At 67.3% G+C, this 14,092-nt stretch carries 12 protein-coding genes; 10 read left to right on the top strand and 2 right to left on the bottom strand.

Annotated elements, in window-relative coordinates; all coding sequences use genetic code 11:
• Nucleotides 1-41 precede the first annotated feature (41 nt).
• The 8 genes from argC to argH are packed head-to-tail and all read left to right on the top strand — an operon-like array spanning nt 42 to nt 8,476.
• Complete coding sequence (gene argC / locus MSP7336_RS17905) at nt 42-1,100, top strand: N-acetyl-gamma-glutamyl-phosphate reductase (RefSeq protein ID WP_113964254.1); 1,059 nt, start codon at nt 42-44, stop codon at nt 1,098-1,100.
• Nucleotides 1,097-2,311, top strand: coding sequence for a bifunctional glutamate N-acetyltransferase/amino-acid acetyltransferase ArgJ (gene argJ, locus MSP7336_RS17900; RefSeq protein WP_113964253.1), 1,215 nt, complete (start codon nt 1,097-1,099; stop codon nt 2,309-2,311). The genes argC and argJ overlap by 4 nt, the downstream gene beginning before the upstream one ends.
• On the top strand, nt 2,308-3,195 hold the full coding sequence (gene argB / locus MSP7336_RS17895; RefSeq protein ID WP_069397640.1) for an acetylglutamate kinase: 888 nt from the start codon (nt 2,308-2,310) through the stop codon (nt 3,193-3,195). The genes argJ and argB overlap by 4 nt, the downstream gene beginning before the upstream one ends.
• Nucleotides 3,192-4,385: an acetylornithine transaminase gene (locus MSP7336_RS17890; protein ID WP_425325753.1), complete on the top strand. Its 1,194-nt coding sequence runs from the start codon at nt 3,192-3,194 to the stop codon at nt 4,383-4,385. The genes argB and MSP7336_RS17890 overlap by 4 nt, the downstream gene beginning before the upstream one ends.
• A gap of 38 nt (nt 4,386-4,423) precedes the next feature.
• Complete coding sequence (argF, locus tag MSP7336_RS17885; RefSeq protein WP_113964252.1) at nt 4,424-5,350, top strand: ornithine carbamoyltransferase; 927 nt, start codon at nt 4,424-4,426, stop codon at nt 5,348-5,350.
• A complete protein-coding gene (locus MSP7336_RS17880) occupies nt 5,347-5,841 on the top strand; it encodes an arginine repressor (RefSeq protein ID WP_069397638.1) in 495 nt (164 codons plus the stop codon). Before argF ends, MSP7336_RS17880 begins: the two co-directional genes overlap by 4 nt.
• A 17-nt stretch (nt 5,842-5,858) precedes the next feature.
• Nucleotides 5,859-7,067, top strand: a complete 1,209-nt coding sequence (locus tag MSP7336_RS17875) for an argininosuccinate synthase (protein ID WP_069397637.1) — start codon at nt 5,859-5,861, stop codon at nt 7,065-7,067.
• Nucleotides 7,064-8,476 (top strand): argininosuccinate lyase, encoded by a 1,413-nt coding sequence (gene argH / locus MSP7336_RS17870; RefSeq protein WP_113964251.1) that lies wholly within the window; start codon nt 7,064-7,066, stop codon nt 8,474-8,476. Before MSP7336_RS17875 ends, argH begins: the two co-directional genes overlap by 4 nt.
• Here argH and MSP7336_RS17865 read toward each other — a convergent pair.
• Nucleotides 8,467-10,239, bottom strand: a complete 1,773-nt coding sequence (locus MSP7336_RS17865) for an ABC-F family ATP-binding cassette domain-containing protein (RefSeq protein WP_113964250.1) — start codon at nt 10,237-10,239, stop codon at nt 8,467-8,469. The two genes, argH and MSP7336_RS17865, sit on opposite strands and share 10 nt — an antisense overlap.
• Nucleotides 10,240-10,320: 81 nt before the next feature.
• Here MSP7336_RS17865 and MSP7336_RS17860 point away from each other — a divergent pair, with 81 nt between their 5' ends.
• Both MSP7336_RS17860 and MSP7336_RS17855 read left to right on the top strand, forming a co-directional pair.
• Nucleotides 10,321-13,299, top strand: a complete 2,979-nt coding sequence (locus MSP7336_RS17860) for an acyl-CoA synthetase (protein ID WP_113965029.1) — start codon at nt 10,321-10,323, stop codon at nt 13,297-13,299.
• Entirely contained in the window at nt 13,296-13,508 is a 213-nt protein-coding gene (locus MSP7336_RS17855; RefSeq protein WP_069397634.1) for a Trm112 family protein, read from the top strand. The genes MSP7336_RS17860 and MSP7336_RS17855 overlap by 4 nt, the downstream gene beginning before the upstream one ends.
• On the opposite strand, the gene MSP7336_RS17850 is transcribed toward MSP7336_RS17855, so the two are convergent.
• Complete coding sequence (locus MSP7336_RS17850) at nt 13,474-14,088, bottom strand: TetR/AcrR family transcriptional regulator (protein ID WP_069397633.1); 615 nt, start codon at nt 14,086-14,088, stop codon at nt 13,474-13,476. The genes MSP7336_RS17855 and MSP7336_RS17850 overlap by 35 nt on opposite strands.
• Between the last annotated feature and the right edge of the window lie 4 nt (nt 14,089-14,092).

The raw sequence follows: 14,092 nt of genomic DNA, 5'->3' as shown, positions 1-14,092 counted from the left end.
GGAAGAAGGCAGAGAATGAATTTGCAAGGTTGTGCATATTCATGCACAATCGTCGGGTGGCCGAGGTGACAAGGGTAGCGGTGGCCGGTGCCAGCGGATATGCCGGCGGCGAGATCCTGCGGCTGCTGCTGGGACATCCGGCCTACACCGACGGCCGGCTGGCGATCGGCGCACTGACCGCCGCCGCCAGCGCCGGCAGCGCGCTGGCCGAACACCATCCACACCTGACTCCGCTGGCCACCCGGACCCTGGAACCGACCGAGCCCGAGGTGCTCGACGGTCACGACGTGGTGTTCCTCGCGCTGCCGCACGGCCATTCGGCGGCGCTGGCTGAAAAGCTCGGCGCCGACACGCTGGTCGTGGACTGCGGCGCGGATTTCCGGCTGACCGACGCCACCGCGTGGGAGCGGTATTACGGTTCCCCGCATGCCGGGAGCTGGCCGTACGGATTGCCCGAGCTGCCCGGCGCACGCGAGCGGTTGCGTGACGCGCGCCGCATCGCGGTACCGGGCTGCTATCCGACCGCGGCGCTGCTGGCGCTGCTTCCCGCGATCGCCGAGGACCTCGTCGATCCCGCCGTCACCGTGGTCGCGGTGAGTGGGACATCCGGCGCGGGTCGCGCCGCCAAGACCGAGCTGCTCGGCTCCGAGGTCATCGGATCCGCGCGGGCGTACAACATCGCCGGCGCCCACCGGCATACACCGGAGATCGTGCAGGGGCTCAAGACGGTCACCGACCGCGATGTCACCGTGTCGTTCACTCCGGTGCTCATGCCTGCCTCCCGGGGCATCCTGGCCACCTGCACGGCTCGCACCGAATCATCGGTGTCACAAGTGCGGGCCGCCTACGAGAAGGCCTATGACGGCGAACCTTTCATTCACCTGCTGCCCGAAGGCCAGCTGCCGCGCACCGGCGCGGTGATCGGCAGCAACGCCGCGCACATCGCGGTCGCGGTCGACCAGGACGCCGCCACCTTCGTCGGGATCGCCGCGATCGACAACCTGGTCAAAGGCACCGGCGGTGCGGCGGTGCAGTCGATGAACTTGGCGCTCGGCTGGCCCGAGAACGAGGGCCTGCCGGTGGTCGGGGTGGCGCCGTGACCGACCTTGCCGCCACGGCGCGGTTGGTACGCGCGCAGGGTGTAACGGCGCCGGAAGGCTTCCGAGCCGCCGGTATCGCCGCCGGTATCAAGGCGTCGGGCGGCTTGGATCTGGCGCTGATTTTCAACGAGGGCCCCGACTATGCGGCGGCCGGGGTGTTCACCCGCAACCAGGTCAAGGCCGCACCGGTGTTGTGGACGCAGCAAGTGCTGACCACCGGCCAGCTGCGGGCGGTGATCCTCAACTCCGGCGGCGCCAACGCATGCACCGGGCCGGCCGGTTTCCAGGACACCCACGCCACCGCCGAGGCCGTCGCCGCGGCGTTGTCGGACTGGGGAACCGAAACCGGGGCGATCGAGGTCGCGGTGTGCTCGACCGGGCTGATCGGCGACCGGCTCCCGATGGACAAGGTGCTCGCCGGGGTCACCGACATCGTGCACGAGATGGCCGGCGGGCTGACCGGCGGTGAAGCAGCCGCCCGCGCCATCATGACGACCGACACCGTGCCCAAGCAGGTCGCGCTGCATCACCAGGACAATTGGACCGTTGGTGGAATGGCCAAGGGCGCCGGGATGATCGCACCCTCGCTGGCCACCATGCTGTGCGTGCTGACCACCGACGCCGTGGCTGATGCCGCGCAGCTCGACCAATCGCTGCGCCGCGCCACCGCGGTCACCTTCGACCGCCTCGACATCGACGGCAGCTGCTCCACCAACGACACCGTGCTGCTGCTGGCGTCGGGCGCCAGCGAAATTGCGCCCAGCCAAGCCGATCTCGACGAGGCCGTGATGCGGGTCTGTGACGACCTGTGCGCGCAGCTGCAGGCCGACGCCGAAGGTGTCACCAAACGCATCACTGTGACGGTGACGGGCGCCGCCAGCGAAGACGACGCGGTGACCGTCGCCCGGATCATTGCCCGGGACAGTCTGGTCAAGACGGCGTTGTTCGGGTCCGACCCGAACTGGGGCCGGGTCCTGGCAGCCGTCGGCATGGCACCGTTCCCCATCGACCCGGATCGAATTGTGGTGTCGTTCAACGGGTCTACCGTGTACGCCGACGGCATGGGAACGCCGGGCGCCCGTGACGTCGATTTGTCGGGCGCTGACATCGAGGTCACCGTCGACTTGGCCGCAGGCAACCACCGGGCCGCGATCCGCACCACCGATCTGTCGCACGGCTACGTCGAAGAGAACTCGGCCTACAGCTCATGACGGCAAAGACCGATGGGTTGTCCACCCAAGTCAAGGCCCAGGTATTGGCCGAAGCGCTGCCCTGGCTCAAGCAGCTGCACGGCAAGATCGTCGTCATCAAATACGGCGGCAACGCGATGACCGACGACACCTTACGGCGTGCGTTCGCCGCGGACATGGCGTTCCTGCGTAACTGCGGCATCCACCCCGTCGTGGTACACGGCGGCGGTCCGCAGGTCAGCGCGATGCTCAAGCGGTTGGGCATTCCCGGGGACTTCAAGGGCGGATTCCGGGTCACCACACCCGAAGTGCTCGACGTGGCGCGAATGGTGCTGTTCGGCCAGGTCGGCCGGGAACTGGTCAACCTGATCAACGCGCACGGCCCGTATGCGGTCGGCATCACCGGGGAGGATGCGCAGCTGTTCACCGCTGTGCGACGCAGTGTCACCGTCGACGGCGTGACCACCGACATCGGGCTGGTGGGCAACGTTGATCGCGTGAACGCCGCCGCGGTGCTCGATCTCATTGCAGCGCGGCGTATCCCCGTGGTGTCGACGCTGGCGCCGGATAGCGACGGCGTGGTGCACAACATCAACGCCGACACCGCTGCGGCGGCGCTGGCCGAAGCGCTGGGCGCCGAGAAGCTGTTGATGCTCACCGACGTCGAAGGGCTTTACACCCGCTGGCCGGACCGCGATTCGCTGGTCAGCGAAATCGACACCGACGCCTTGGCGAAGCTGCTGCCGGATCTGGAAACCGGCATGATTCCCAAGGTCGAAGCCTGCCTGCGGGCGGTCGGCGGCGGCGTGCCCAGCGCGCATGTCATCGACGGCCGCGTCGAACATTGCGTGTTGGTCGAACTATTCACCGACGCGGGGACCGGTACCAAGGTGGTCAGCGCATGAGGAGCGCCATGACTAACACCGAAACCATGCAGCAGCGGTGGTCTGCGGTGATGATGAACAACTACGGCGTCCCGCCGGTGGTGTTGGCCAGCGGCGATGGCGCGGTAGTCACCGACGTGGACGGCAACTCTTATTTGGACCTGCTCGGCGGCATCGCGGTCAATATCCTCGGTCACCGCCACCCCGCCGTCATCGAAGCTGTTACCCGGCAGATGTCCACGCTGGGCCATACCTCGAACCTGTATGCCGCCGAGCCCGGTATTGCGTTGGCCGAGGCGCTGGTCGGCCTGCTCGGTGTGCAAGCCCGGGTGTTCTTCTGTAACTCCGGCACCGAAGCCAACGAGCTGGCGTTCAAGCTGTCCCGGCTGACTGGGCGCACGAAACTCGTTGCCGCCCAAGAGGCGTTCCACGGGCGGACAATGGGTTCGCTGGCCTTGACCGGCCAACCGGCCAAGCAGGCACCGTTCGCGCCGCTGCCCGGCGACGTCACGCACATCCCGTACGGCGACACCGAGGCGCTGGCCGGCGCCGTCACCGACGAGACCGCCGCGGTGTTCCTCGAGCCGATCATGGGGGAGAGCGGTGTGGTGGTCCCACCCGACGGTTATCTTGTTGCCGCCCGGGAGATCACCGCACAGCACGGCGCGCTGCTGGTGCTCGACGAAATTCAGACCGGGATGGGCCGCACCGGAACGTTTTTCGCTCACCAACGCGACGGCATCACCCCGGATGTCGTGACGCTGGCCAAAGGTCTGGGCGGCGGACTGCCGATCGGGGCGTGCCTGGCGATCGGGGATGCCGCGCAGCTGCTCACGCCCGGCCTGCATGGCAGCACGTTCGGCGGCAACCCGATCTGCGCGGCTGCGGCGCTGGCCGTGTTGCGGGTGCTGGCCTCCGAGGGGCTGGTGCATCGTGCCGAGGTGCTCGGAAAGTCGTTGCGGCACAGCATAGAAGCGCTCGGACACCCACTGATCGACCACGTGCGGGGCCGCGGTCTGCTGTGTGGAATCGTGCTGGCCGCCGCGAAGGCCAAAGACATCGAGGCCGCCGCGCGCGCCGCCGGGTTCCTGGTCAATGCCGCAGCGCCGGACGTCATCCGGCTGGCGCCGCCGCTGATCATCACCGAGCACCAGATCGACGCGTTCGTCACCGCGTTGCCGAGCATTCTCGAAACCACGGGGCAACCATGACGCGATGCAGAGCGAAGCGATGAGGAGGAGTGGCGCAGATGACTAGACATTTTCTGCGCGACGACGACCTGTCACCCGACGAGCAGGCCGAAGTCCTCGAGCTGGCAGCCGAGTTGAAGAAGGACCCCTTGAGCCGGCGGCCGCTGCAGGGGCCGCGCGGCGTCGCGGTGCTCTTCGACAAGAACTCCACCCGCACCCGCTTCTCGTTCGAAATGGGCATCGCCCAGCTAGGTGGGCACGCCGTCGTCGTCGACGCTCGCAGCACCCAGCTCGGCCGCGACGAGACATTGGCAGACACCGCAAGAGTGCTGTCCCGCTATGTGGATGCGATCGTGTGGCGCACCTTCGGTCAGGACCGGCTCGACGCGATGGCGGCCGCAGCGACGGTGCCGGTCGTCAACGCCCTCTCCGATCAGTTTCATCCCTGCCAGGTACTGGCCGATCTCCAGACGATCGGCGAGCGTAAAGGCACGCTGGCGGGTCTGCGGCTGTCCTACTTCGGCGACGGCGCCAACAACATGGCACATTCGCTGCTGCTGGGCGGCGCTACCGCCGGGATGTCCGTGACCATCGCGGCCCCAAACCAATTCGCGCCCGACCCGGCGGTGCTGGCCGCCGCCGAGCAACGGGCCGCATTCAACGGCGCATCGGTGGCGGTGACCTCCGACCCGCAAAAGGCGGCTCGAGGCGCCGACGTGCTGGTCACCGACACGTGGACGTCGATGGGTCAGGAGGACGACGGCCTGGACCGGGTGGGGCCGTTCCGGCCGTTCCAGGTCAACAGCGCGCTGCTGGCGCTCGCCGACCCGGAAGCCATTGTGCTGCACTGTCTTCCCGCGCATCGCGGTGAAGAGATCACCGACGAGGTGATGGACGGGGCGCACAGCGCGGTGTGGGACGAGGCCGAGAATCGGTTGCACGCGCAAAAGGCGCTGCTGGTCTGGTTATTGGAGCGGTCGCGATGACACGGTCGAAGACGACACCGGAAATCACCCGCGCCGGCCGGCAGGCCCGCATCGTGGCGATCCTGTCCTCGGCATCGGTGCGCAGCCAAAGCGAACTGGCCGAGCGGCTGGCCGCCGAGGGTATCGAGGTCACGCAGGCCACGCTGTCGCGGGACCTGGAGGAACTGGGTGCGGTGAAGCTGCGCGGCGCCGACGGCGGCGTCGGCGTGTACGTCGTCCCGGAGGACGGTAGTCCGGTACGCGGAGTCTCTGGGGGCACCGGCAGGCTGTCGCGGCTGCTCGGCGAGTTGCTAGTGTCCACCGACGCCACCGGAAACCTCGCAGTGCTGCGCACTCCGCCGGGGGCAGCCGACTATCTGGCCAGCGCCATCGACCGGGCGGCGCTACCCTACGTCGTCGGCACTATCGCCGGTGACGACACTATTTTCGTGGCGGCCCGCGAGCCGATGACCGGCGCAGAGCTGGCAGCCGCCCTCGAGAGCATCAAGTGACATAAGGAGATTGGTTCATGTCCGAGCGCGTCATCCTGGCGTATTCCGGCGGTTTGGACACCTCCGTGGCGATCAGCTGGATCGGCAAGGAGACCGGCCGGGAGGTCGTCGCGGTCGCGATAGACCTTGGCCAGGGCGGAGAGGACATGGAGGTGGTGCGTCAGCGGGCCCTGGACTGCGGCGCCGTCGAAGCGGTCGTCGTCGATGCCCGCGACGAGTTCGCAGACGACTATTGCCTGCCCACCATCCAGTCCAACGGGCTTTACATGGACCGCTATCCACTAGTGTCGGCGATCAGCCGACCACTGATCGTCAAACATCTGGTTGCCGCGGCGCGTGAGCACGGCGGCGGCATCGTCGCGCACGGCTGCACCGGCAAGGGCAACGACCAGGTCCGGTTCGAGGTCGGCTTCGCCTCGCTGGCACCGGATCTGCAGGTGCTCGCACCGGTCCGCGATTACGCCTGGACGCGGGAGAAGGCCATCGCGTTCGCCGAGGAGAACGCGATTCCGATCAACGTCACCAAGCGTTCCCCGTTCTCCATCGACCAGAACGTTTGGGGCCGCGCAGTGGAAACCGGCTTCCTGGAACACCTCTGGAACGCGCCCACCAAAGACGTCTACGACTACACCGAAGATCCGACCGTCAACTGGAACACGCCCGACGAGGTGATTGTGGGATTCGAGCGGGGCGTGCCGGTGTCCATCGACGGCAAGCCGGTTTCGGTGCTGCAGGCCATCCAGGAACTCAACGATCGGGCCGGCGCGCAGGGTGTCGGCCGGCTGGACGTCGTCGAGGACCGGCTGGTGGGTATCAAGAGCCGCGAAATCTATGAGGCGCCAGGGGCAATGGTGCTCATCACCGCGCACACCGAACTCGAGCACGTCACGCTCGAACGCGAGCTCGGCCGCTTCAAACGGCTGACCGACCAGCGCTGGGCCGAACTGGTGTACGACGGGCTCTGGTACTCGCCGCTGAAGACGGCGCTGGAAAGCTTCGTGGCCAAGACCCAAGAGCATGTGTCGGGAGAAGTGCGGATGGTGTTGCACGGCGGCCACATTGCCGTCAACGGCCGGCGCAGCGCCGAGTCGCTGTATGACTTCAACCTGGCCACCTACGACGAAGGCGACAGCTTCGACCAGTCGAAAGCCAAGGGCTTCGTGTACGTGCACGGGCTGTCGTCGAAGATAGCCGCCCGGCGAGATCTGGCCGCGGACGGAGCATGAGCACCCGCGAAGGATCACTGTGGGGCGGACGGTTCGCCGACGGCCCGTCCGACGCGCTGAGGGCGTTGAGCAGGTCCACTCATTTCGACTGGGTGCTGGCCCCTTACGACATCATCGCGTCGCGAGCCCACACGATAATTCTTTTCCGGGCCGGGCTGCTCACCGCCGAACAGCGCGACGACCTTCTGGTCGGGCTGGACAGCCTGGCTGAGGATGTGGCCAACGGAAGTTTCGTGCCGCTGGTCACCGACGAGGACGTACACGCGGCGCTGGAGCGCGGGCTGATCGACCGGGTCGGTCCCGACCTGGGTGGTCGGCTGCGTGCCGGCCGGTCGCGAAACGATCAGATCGCCACCCTGTTTCGGATGTGGCTGCGCGACGCGTCGCGTCGCGTCGCTGCCGGTGCCCTCGACGTGGTCGACGCGCTGGCCGCCCAGGCCGGCGCGCATCCCAGCGCCATCATGCCCGGCAAGACACATTTGCAGTCCGCGCAGCCGGTGCTGCTGGCGCACCATCTGCTGGCCCATGCGCACCCGCTGCTGCGCGACGTCGACCGGATCGTCGATCTCGATAAGCGCACCGCGGTGTCGCCATACGGGTCCGGGGCGCTGGCCGGCTCGTCGCTGGGGCTCGACCCGGACTCCATCGCCGAAGAGCTGGGCTTCGCGACGGCCGCCGACAACTCCATCGACGCCACCGCCGCACGGGATTTCGCGGCCGAAGCAGCGTTCATCTTCACCATGATCGCGGTGGACTTGTCGCGGCTGGCCGAGGACATCATCATCTGGAGCTCGACGGAATTCGGCTACGTCACCTTGCACGACTCGTGGTCGACGGGCAGCTCGATCATGCCGCAGAAGAAAAACCCCGACATCGCCGAACTGGCCCGCGGCAAATCCGGCCGGTTGATCGGCAACCTGGCGGGGCTGCTGGCCACGCTGAAGGCACAGCCGCTGGCCTACAACCGCGACCTACAGGAAGACAAGGAGCCGGTGTTCGACTCGGTACAGCAGCTCGAGCTGCTGCTGCCCGCGATGGCAGGTCTGGTGGGCAGCCTGACATTCGATGTCGAGCGAATGGCGGAGCTGGCCCCGGCCGGCTACACGTTAGCCACTGATATCGCGGAATGGTTGGTGCGCCAAGGTGTTCCATTCCGGCGCGCACACGAGGCGGCCGGGGCGGCGGTGCGGGCAGCCGAGGAGCGCGGCGTCGGGCTGGATGAGTTGACCGACGACGAGCTGGCCGCGATCAACCCCGAGCTCACACCGCATGTCCGCGACGTGCTGACCATCGAAGGCTCGGTGTCCTCGCGTGACGCTCGCGGTGGCACCGCGCCGATCCAAGTCGCCAAACAGCTCGACGGGGTCCTTGACGCCGCCGCCCGATTACGCGAGCGGATTCAGCCGTAATCGTCGAGCCGCTCGGAGAGCTCCAGCCAACGGTTCTCCAACACCGCCACCTCGTCCTGCAGTCGGCGCAACTCCTGCGTCAGGCGGCTCAACCCGACATGGTCGGACTGGTCATGCTCGGCGATGTCAGCATGTTTGGCGGCAATCCGGTCGGACAGACGCGCCAGGCGTCGTTCGGTGGCGGCGATCTCCTTTTGCACGGCGCGCAGTTCGGCGCCCGCCGTCGATTTGCGCTCGGCGGCCGGCGCGGATGTGGCCCGCGACGCCGCGGACAGTCGCAGATATTCGTCGACGCCGCCGGGCAGATGGCGCAGCCGGCCATCCAGGATCGCGTACTGCTGGTCGGTCACCCGCTCCAGCAGATAGCGGTCGTGCGAGACGACGATCAGCGTGCCCGGCCAAGAGTCCAGCAGGTCCTCGGTGGCGGTCAGCATGTCGGTGTCAACATCGTTGGTGGGCTCGTCGAGCAGCAGCACATTCGGCTCTGCGAACAGCGTCAGCATCAGCTGCAGCCGGCGGCGCTGACCCCCGGAGAGATCACCGACCCGGGCCGAGAGCTGCTCACGGGCAAAGCCCAGTCGCTCCAATACCTGCGCCGGCGTCAGCTCGCGGCCATCGACCTGATATCCGCCGCGCAGGCGGCTCAGCATGTCGATCACCCGATCGCCGCTCAGCGACGCCAGCTCGGTCCCTTGCTGGTCGAGCATCGCCAGCTGAACCGTCTTGCCGCGCTTGACCTTTCCAGTGTCCGGCTGTATCAAGCCGGCGATCAGTGCCAACAGGGTGGACTTGCCCGCACCGTTTGCCCCGACAATGCCGGTACGCTCCCCGGGCCCGATCCGCCATTCGACGTCGCGCAACACCGGGCGACCGTCGAATGTGACGGACACGTCGAGCAAGTCGATGACGTCCTTGCCCAATCGTGCGGTCGCCAGCTTCGCCAACTCGACGGTATTGCGCAGCGGTGGCACGTCGGCGATCAATTGGTTGGCCGCCTCGATACGGAATTTCGGCTTCGACGTTCGTGCCGGTGGCCCGCGGCGCAGCCAGGCGAGCTCCTTGCGCATAAGGTTCTGCCGCTTGGCCTCAGCCATGGCGGCGCGCCGATCCCGCTCGACGCGCTGCAGCACGTACGCCGCGTACCCGCCTTCGAAGGGTTCGACGATCCCGTCGTGCACCTCCCAGGTTGTGGTGGCGACCTCGTCGAGGAACCAGCGGTCGTGCGTCACGAGCAGCAGGCCCCCGGCATTGCGTCCCCAGCGCTGACGCAGGTGGCCGGCCAGCCAGCTGATCCCTTCGATGTCAAGATGGTTGGTGGGCTCGTCGAGTGCGATCACGTCCCAGTCACCGACCAGCAGAGCCGCGAGCTGCACCCGTCGACGCTGGCCGCCAGATAGAGTGGAAAGTGCTGCATCCCAACTGATGTCGGATACCATGCCACTGATCACGTCGCGGATACGCGGATCCGTAGCCCATTCGTGCTCGGGGCGATCGCCCACGAGTGCGCGCCCGACGGTGCCGTGTGTCCCGAGCGTGTCCGCCTGGCTCAGCCCGGCCACTCGCAAGCCGCTGCGGCGGGTAACCCGGCCGGCGTTGGGGCGTACCGAACCGGTGAGCAATCCCAGCAAGCTGGATTTGCCGTCCCCGTTGCGGCCCACGATGCCGATACGGTCGCCGTCGCTGACACCAACGGTCAATGATTCGAATACAACCCCGGTCGGGTACTGCAGGTGCACGGCTTCGGCCCCGAGCAGGTGCGCCACCGGCCCGAGACTAGCCGCACAGTGGCTAAAGAGGCCGGCCAGGTCGGCGTGATGTGCGAGAATGTGCTGGTCAAGGGAGCAATGGTGGATCTACATCTTTCAGCGGTCACCCGGCCGATCGAACGTCTGATGGCGACGGCGCAGAACGGTCTGGAGGTGCTGCGACTCGGCGGATTAGAAACCGGGACTGCTCCGTCGCCGTTCCAGGTCATCGAAAGCGTGCCGATGTACAAACTTCGGCGGTACTTTCCACCGGACAACCGGCCCGGTCAGCCGCCCGTGGGCCCGCCGGTGTTACTGGTGCATCCGATGATGATGTCGGCGAACATGTGGGACGTCACCCGGGCCGACGGCGCGGTGGGGATTCTGCATGCCGCGGGCCTGGACCCCTGGGTCATCGACTTCGGCTCACCGGACAAGGTCGAAGGCGGCATGCAGCGAAACCTGGCCGATCACATCGTCGCGCTCAGTGAGGCCGTCGACACCACGGTGGAAACCACCGGCCAGGACGTACATCTGGTCGGGTATTCGCAGGGCGGAATGTTCTGCTACCAGGCGGCCGGGTATCGGCGGTCGAAAAACGTCGCCAGCATCGTCGCGTTCGGCTCCCCGGTCGATACCCTGGCCGCGTTGCCGATGGGCGTGCCGCCCAACCTGGCTCAGGTCACGGCCAACTTCATGGCCGACCACGTGTTCAACCGGCTGGATATCCCAAGCTGGCTGGCGCGCACTGGGTTTCAGCTGATGGATCCGCTCAAGACGGCAAAGGCGCGGCTGGACTTCATGCGCCAGCTGCACGACCGGGAGGCGCTGCTACCGCGAGAAGCCCAACGCAGGTTCTTGCAGTCCGAGGGCTGGATCGCGTGGTCGGGCCCGGCCGTCTCCGAGTTGCTCAAGCAGTTCATCGCCCACAACCGGATGATGACCGGCGGGTTCGCCATCAACGGGCAACTGGTGACGCTCACCGACATCACCTGCCCGATTTTGGCTTTCGTCGGCGAGGTGGACGACATCGGCCAGCCACCGGCGGTGCGCGGTATCCGGCGGGCGGCGCCCAACGCCGAGGTGTACGAGTATTCCCTGCGGGCAGGGCACTTCGGGTTGGTGGTGGGTTCAAAAGCCGCACAGGAGTCCTGGCCGACCGTCGCCGACTGGGTGCGATGGATTTCCGCGGACGGGCCCAAGCCGGACGGCATCGTACCGATGGCCGATCAACCGGTGCAGCGGTCCGACGACAGCGGGGTGCCGATCACCTCGCGGGTCGCGCACGGCATCAACGAGGCGTCCGGGGTCGCCCTGGCGCTCGCCCGCGGCGCGGCCGATGCTGTTGTGGCAGCGAACAAATCGGTGCGCACGCTGGCGGTGGAAACCGCGCGAACGTTGCCCAGGCTGGCCCGGCTCGGCCAGATCAATGACCACACCCGGATCTCGTTGGGCCGGATCATCGGCGAGCAAGCCAACGACGCACCGCAGGGCGAATTTCTGCTCTTCGACGGACGGGTGCACACCTACGAGGCCGTCAACCGGCGCATCGACAACGTGGTGCGCGGCCTGATCGAAGTCGGCGTGCGGCAGGGCGAACACGTCGGTGTGCTGATGGAGACCCGACCCAGCGCACTGGTCGCCATCGCTGCACTGTCGCGGCTCGGCGCCGTCGCGGTGCTGATGCGGCCCGACACCGACCTGGCCGCCGCGGTGCGCCTCGGCGGCGTGACCGAAATCATCACCGACCCGCCCAACTTGGAGACCGCGCGCCAATTGCCCGGCCAGATACTGGTTCTCGGCGGCGGTGAGACCCGCGACCTGCATCTGCCCGACGATGCCGGCGTTATCGACATGGAACAAATCGACCCGGACGCGGTCGAGCTGCCCGGCTGGTACCGGCCCAACCCCGGCTACGCGCGCGACCTCGCTTTCATCGCGTTCAGCAGCGTCGGTGGCGAGCTGGTCGCCAAGCAGATCACCAACTACCGATGGGCGTTGTCGGCGTTCGGCACGGCCTCGGCCGCCGCGCTCGGACGCAGTGACACCGTGTATTGCTTGACGCCGCTGCATCACGAATCGGCGCTGTTGGTGAGCCTGGGCGGCGCGGTGGTCGGCGGTGCGCGCATCGCGTTGTCACGCGGCCTGCAGCCCGGTCGGTTCCTCTCCGAAGTGCGCCAGTACGGCGTCAGCGTCATCTCCTACACCTGGGCCATGCTGCGAGATGTCATCGACGACCCGGCATTTGTGATGCCAGGTCATCATCCGGTGCGGCTGTTCATCGGCTCGGGTATGCCGACCGGGCTGTGGCGGCGGCTCGTCGACCTGTTCGCGCCGGCCCATGTCGTCGAGTTCTTCGCGACCACCGACGGGCAGGCCGTGCTGGCCAACGTGTCCGGCGCCAAGGTCGGCAGCAAGGGCCGGCCGCTGCCCGGCGCAAGCCACGTCGAACTCGGCGCCTACGACGCCGAGCACGATCTGATCCTGGAAGACGACCGGGGTTTCGTGCAGGTCGCCGACACCGACGAGGTCGGTGTGCTGCTGGCCCAGCCGCGTGGACCGATCGATCCCACCGCGTCCGTCAAACGGGGAGTTTTCGCCCCGGCGGACACCTGGATCTCCACCGAATACCTGTTCCGCCGCGACAGCGACGGAGACTACTGGTTGTTGGGCAGGCGTGGCTCGGTGGTGCACACGGCCCGCGGAAGCGTCTACTGCGAACCGATCACCGACGCGCTCGGAATGATCAACGGGGTCGACCTCGCGGTGACATACGGGGTATCGGTGCACGGTCAAGCCCTCGCGATCTCGGCGGTGACGCTGCGGCCGGGGGCGACGATCACCGCCGGCGACCTCACCGAGGCCGTGGCCGCGATGCCGTTCGGATTGGGGCCCGACATTGTGCACGTCGTCCCCGAATTGCCGCTCAGCGCCTCGTACCGGCCGATGGTCAGTACGTTGCGCGCGGCGGGCCTGCCCAAACCGGGGCGCCACGTGTGGTACTACGACGCCACCCACAAGCAGTTCCGCCGGTTGACCAGCGCGGTGCGCAGCGAGATATTCGGCAGCCACAAGTGATCGACCAAGCACTGCTGGACATCCTGGTGTGCCCGGCCGACCGCGGCCCCCTGCTGCTGGTCGACCAGACGCTGTACAACCCGCGGCTGCGGCGCGCCTACCGGATCGAGGACGGTATCCCGGTGCTGCTGATCGACGAGGCCACCGAGGTGAGCGACGACGAGCACGCCCGGATCATGGCGCGGGCAAATCCGGCAGATCCCCGGTGAGGTAACGCTGCAGATTGGGTGCGATGGTCTGGGCGATCTGCTCAGGCGGCAGCGAGGCGAACGGCTCCAATTCCAGGATGTAGCGGGCCATCACGACACCTGCGATCTGCGAGGCGACGAACTCTGCGCGGATGATTCCAGCCCCCGGCGGGTTGTCTACGCGCGCGGCGATCTCTTCGATGACCACCTCACGCATGAATGCCCGCACCAAGCCGACGTCGGCGCCGGAGAGCAGCGACCGAAAGGTTGCGATCACCGCCGTGCCGAGCTCGGAGTCCCACAGCGGCAGCAGCAACGAAGGCAGTTTGTAACCGAGTTCCTCGACGGGTGTTTCGCGCAGCGGCCCAAGGATGGTCATCGGGTCTATCGGTATCCGGATCGCCGCGGTGAAAAGCTGCTCCTTGGTTCCGTAATAGTGGTGGACCAGCGCTGAATCGACGTTGGCCGCGGCCGCCACCGCCCGTATGGACGTCTTGTCGAACCCGTTGCGGGCGAACAATTCCCGGGCGCTGGCCAGGATTCTCTCTCGCGCGTCCGAGGCGCCTCGCGGGCGCCCGGGCCGTTTGATGTTGGTGACCATGCGA

Source organism: Mycobacterium shimoidei, assembly GCF_900417275.1.
GTDB lineage: Bacteria > Actinomycetota > Actinomycetes > Mycobacteriales > Mycobacteriaceae > Mycobacterium > Mycobacterium shimoidei.
The sequence above is the reverse complement of the archived record's forward strand: the minus strand, read 5'-3'. Positions and strand labels throughout refer to the sequence as shown.

Coding starts and splice junctions, on each gene's coding strand:
- MSP7336_RS17875 (WP_069397637.1), top strand. CDS start 5,859: ATGTCCGAGCGCGTCATCCTGGCGTATTCCGGCGGTTTGGACACCTCC.
- argH (WP_113964251.1), top strand. CDS start 7,064: ATGAGCACCCGCGAAGGATCACTGTGGGGCGGACGGTTCGCCGACGGC.
- MSP7336_RS17850 (WP_069397633.1), bottom strand. CDS start 14,088: ATGGTCACCAACATCAAACGGCCCGGGCGCCCGCGAGGCGCCTCGGAC.
- argF (WP_113964252.1), top strand. CDS start 4,424: ATGACTAGACATTTTCTGCGCGACGACGACCTGTCACCCGACGAGCAG.
- MSP7336_RS17860 (WP_113965029.1), top strand. CDS start 10,321: ATGGTGGATCTACATCTTTCAGCGGTCACCCGGCCGATCGAACGTCTG.
- MSP7336_RS17890 (WP_425325753.1), top strand. CDS start 3,192: ATGAGGAGCGCCATGACTAACACCGAAACCATGCAGCAGCGGTGGTCT.
- MSP7336_RS17880 (WP_069397638.1), top strand. CDS start 5,347: ATGACACGGTCGAAGACGACACCGGAAATCACCCGCGCCGGCCGGCAG.
- argB (WP_069397640.1), top strand. CDS start 2,308: ATGACGGCAAAGACCGATGGGTTGTCCACCCAAGTCAAGGCCCAGGTA.
- argC (WP_113964254.1), top strand. CDS start 42: ATGCACAATCGTCGGGTGGCCGAGGTGACAAGGGTAGCGGTGGCCGGT.